The following is a 3,601-nucleotide window of genomic DNA, read 5'->3' on the forward strand; positions in this document are numbered from 1 at the left end:
CGGCGGACTCCGTCCTGATGGGGGCGGCGGGGGCGGTCACAGGCTCTGCGCCAGTCGGTGGTACGCCTGGTTCCAGCGCAACTCGCGCGTGAACCGACGGACGGTGGTGTCCTCGTCGATGACGGCGAGTTCGGTCCGCAGCATCTCGGCGAGGTCGTCGAGCTCCTCGCCGAGGAGAGCGGTGGTCAGGACCGTGTGGTGGGGCGCTCCGGCCGTCAGCCACGCCTCGGTGGAGGTGCGCAGGTCGGGGCGGGGCCGCCAGACGGCGCGGGCGACGGGGAGCTCGGGCAGCGGCTCGGGCGGGGCGACGACGTCGATGCGGTTGGCGACGAGGCGGAACCGGTCGCCCATGTCGGCGAGACCGACGACGACGGCCGGACCGGGGTCGGCGTCGAAGACGAGGCGGACCGGGTCCTCGCGTCCGCCGATGCCGAGCGGATGGATCTCGCAGCTGGGCCTCGCCGTCGTGATCGAGGGGCAGACCTCCAGCATGTGGGCGCCGAGGATGAGCTCCTGACCGGGCGTCAGGTCGTAGGTGTAGTCCTCCATGAAGGAGGTGCCGCCGGGCAGGCCGTGGGCCATCGCCTTCAGGGTGCGCAGCAGGGTGGAGGTCTTCCAGTCCCCTTCGCCGCCGAAGCCGTAGCCGTCCGCCATCAGGCGCTGCACGGCGAGGCCGGGCAGCTGGCGCAGGCCGCCGAGGTCCTCGAAGTTGGTGGTGAAGGCGCGGAACCCGCCTTCCGTGAGGAAGGCGCGCAGACCGGCCTCGATGCGGGCGGCGTAGCGCAGCGAGTCGTGGCGCTCGCCGCCGGGCCGCAGCTCGGGGGCGAGGGCGTAGAGGTCCTGGTACTCCTTGACGAGGGCGGTGACGGCGGCCTCGTCGGCGGCGTCGACCGCGGCGACGAGGTCGTTGACGCCGTAGGTGTTGACCGAGACGCCGAACCGCAGCTGCGCCTCGACCTTGTCGCCCTCGGTGACGGCCACGTCGCGCATGTTGTCGCCGAACCGGGCGAGCTTGAGGGTGGTGAGTTCGGCGCGGCCGACGGCGGCGCGGGCCCACCCGGCGACGCGGTCGACGACCTCGGGGGTGGAGACGTGGCCGGCGACGGTCTTGCGCGGGACGCCGAGGCGGGTCTGGACGAAGCCGAACTCGCGGTCGCCGTGGGCGGCCTGGTTCAGGTTCATGAAGTCCATGTCGATGGTGGACCAGGGCAGTTCGCGGTTGGCCTGGGTGTGCAGGTGCAGCAGGGGCTTGCGCAGGGCGTCGAGGCCGGCGATCCACATCTTGGCCGGGGAGAAGGTGTGCATCCAGGCGATCAGGCCGACGCAGCGGTCGTCGGCGTTGGCCTCCAGGCAGACCGCGCGGATGGCGGCCGCGTCGGTGAGGACCGGCTTCCACACCAGGCGGACGGTCAGCCGGGGCTGGTCGGCGAGGGTGTCGCGGATGGCGCGGGACTGGTCGGCGACCTGGGCCAGGGTGTCCTCGCCGTAGAGGGCCTGGCTTCCGGTGAGGAACCAGATCTCGCGGTCGGGCTGGGCGAGCGTCATGTCGGGTGTGCTCCTCGGAGGTGCGGGGGCGGGGAGGTCGGGTCGGTCAGCCGGCGGTGGCGGCGCGCGCGCCGTTGCGGATGCGTCGCAGGCGGTGCAGGAGGAGGTCCGCGCCGGTGCCGAAGTGCTCGTGCAGGGCCCGGTACTCGCCGAACAGCGCGTCGTAGGCGTCCGCCCGGGCGGGGTCGGGCAGGTACGCGTGGCGCTGGACGCCGCCCATGGCGGCGGAGGCGGTGCGGACGTCGGGGTGGGCACCGGCGGCGACGGCGGCGTGGATGGCCGAGCCGAGCGCCGGCCCCTGTTCGGAGGTGGCGAGGGAGACGGGGCGGCGGAGCACGTCGGCGTAGATCTGCATGAGCAGCGCGTTCTTCTTCAGGCCGCCGGTGACGATGAACTCCTCGACGGGGATCCCGCCGTCCTCGAAGGTCTCGACGATGAGCCGGGTGCCGTAGGCGGTGGATTCGAGCAGGGCCCGGTAGACGTCCTCGGGCCGGGTGTCGAGGGTGAGGCCGGCGATGACGCCGGAGAGGTGGTGGTCGACCAGGGGGGAACGGTTGCCGTTCATCCAGTCCAGGGCGACCAGGCCGTGCGCGCCGACCGGCTGCTCCGCGGCCTTGCGGGTCAGGAGCTGGTGGAGGTCCTCGCCCGCCGCCCCGGCCTCGGCGCGGTAGTGGTCCGGGACGCCCTGCCGGAGCCACCAGGCGAAGATGTCGCCGACCGCGCTCTGGCCGGCCTCGTAGCCGTAGGCGCCGTCGACGATGCCGCCGTCGACGACCCCGCAGATGCCGGGGACCTCGGCGAGGGTGGCGCCGTTGAGGACGTGGCAGGTGGAGGTGCCCATGATGGCGAGCATCCGCCCGTTCTCGACGGCGCCCGCCGCGGGCGCGGCCACGTGGGCGTCGACGTTGCCGGCGGCGACGGCGATGCCTTCGGGGAGGCCGGTCCAGCGGGCGGCCCGGGCGCTCAGTCCGCCGACGCGGGAGCCCAGGGGCGACAGCGGGTGCTCCAGGCGCGTGGCGGGGAAGTCGGCGAAGTCCGGGTGGAGCGCGGCGAGGTACTCCGGGGAGGGGTAGGCGCCGTCCTGGTGGATGCCCTTGTAGCCGGCGGTGCAGGTGTTGCGGGACTCGGCGCCGGTGAGCTGCCAGACGATCCAGTCGGCCGCCTCGATCCAGCGGGCGCAGGCGGCGTAGACGGCGGGGTCCTCCTCCAGGACCTGGAGGGCCTTCGCGTACTGCCACTCGGCGGAGATCTTGCCGCCGTACCGGGCGATCCACTTCTCGCCCCGGGCGTGCGCGAGGGCGTTGATGCGGTCGGCCTGTCCCTGGGCCGCGTGGTGCTTCCACAGTTTGGGCCAGGCGTGCGGGCGGCCGGCCCACTCGGGCGTCAGGGCGAGCGGGGTGCCGTCCGGGGTGGTCGGCAGGACCGTGCAGGCGGTGAAGTCGGTGGCGATGCCGATGACCCGGGCCGGATCGACTCCGGCGTCGGCGAGCGCCGCGGGCACGGCGGTGCGCAGGACGTCGCGCCAGTCCTCGGGGTGCTGGAGGGCCCAGTCGGGCGGCAGGGGGGCTCCGGTGGAGGGAAGGCGGTCCTCGATGACGGCGTGGCGGTACTCGTGCACCGACGAACCGAGTTCGGCGCCGTCCCGGACCCTGACCACGACGGCGCGCCCGGAGAGGGTGCCGAAGTCGACTCCGATGGTGCATGCCTCGGGGTGAGGACGGGCTGCGGGACCGGAAGGAACGTGTGGGGTCACGGTGCGGTCTCTCTCGTCGGGAGCGGGCGTCGGGGGGAGCACTCAGATTGTTAACGCTCACAATTGAGTTGAACAAGAGCTGGGCGCTCTTCTGTCGAAGTTCTGGAGAGAAAAAGAGTCTTTGAAGTGAGCGCTCACTCGTATGCCGGGCGGCCCCTCGGGCCGTGGCCGGGCCGGCGAGGGGGCGGTGAACGGTGCGCGCGGGGCGCGGGGCGGCCGGCGCGGGGCGGACCCGTACCGCCGGAGCCGCCGGAGCCGCCGGAGCCGCCGGAGCCGCCGGAGCCGCCGGAGCCGCCGGAGCCG

General features: G+C 73.6%; 2 protein-coding genes. Both read right to left on the minus strand.

Features of this window, described 5'->3' with window-relative positions; genetic code table 11:
• Positions 1 to 36 precede the first annotated feature (36 nt).
• A complete protein-coding gene (araA, locus tag AB0E83_RS35215) occupies positions 37 to 1,545 on the minus strand; it encodes an L-arabinose isomerase (protein ID WP_362120864.1) in 1,509 nt (502 codons plus the stop codon).
• A gap of 46 nt (positions 1,546 to 1,591) precedes the next feature.
• Positions 1,592 to 3,298: a ribulokinase gene (gene araB, locus AB0E83_RS35220; RefSeq protein WP_362120866.1), complete on the minus strand. Its 1,707-nt coding sequence runs from the start codon at positions 3,296 to 3,298 to the stop codon at positions 1,592 to 1,594.
• Between the last annotated feature and the right edge of the window lie 303 nt (positions 3,299 to 3,601).

Source organism: Streptomyces sp. NPDC035033, from assembly GCF_040636735.1.
GTDB lineage: Bacteria > Actinomycetota > Actinomycetes > Streptomycetales > Streptomycetaceae > Streptomyces.

Excerpts from the sequence above, each read along its gene's own strand:
- araA (WP_362120864.1), bottom strand. The coding sequence starts at position 1,545 with ATGACGCTCGCCCAGCCCGACCGCGAGATCTGGTTCCTCACCGGAAGC.